Source organism: Paenibacillus sp. EKM301P (assembly GCF_011800295.1).
In the GTDB taxonomy this organism is placed as follows: domain Bacteria; phylum Bacillota; class Bacilli; order Paenibacillales; family Paenibacillaceae; genus Paenibacillus; species Paenibacillus polymyxa.
This window is the reverse complement of record NZ_JAALFM010000183.1, coordinates 1-211: the sequence shown is the minus strand read 5'-3', so window position 1 is coordinate 211 and position 211 is coordinate 1. Positions and strand designations below refer to the sequence as shown.

The 211-nt window shown below is 53.1% G+C and carries 1 protein-coding gene; it reads left to right on the top strand.

The window, feature by feature from the left end:
• The coding region (locus HFD99_RS25460; protein ID WP_167441127.1) for a hypothetical protein at positions 1 to 211 on the top strand (211 nt) is incomplete at both ends.

The window sequence follows — 211 nt, the reverse complement described above, 5'->3', positions numbered from 1 at the left end:
CGGATGTGAAGCATTACCTGATCGGGGGCGAAGCCTTATCCGTGCAGTTGGTCCATGTGTTCCTGCACAAATGGTCCAGGTATCGTCCGGTCATTACGAACGTGTATGGCCCGACCGAAGCGACCGTAGATGCAACCGCCTATACGATTGAAGATGTAGAGTCGCTGAATGTACTGCTGGAAAAAGGGGAGCACACGGTATCCATCGGAAC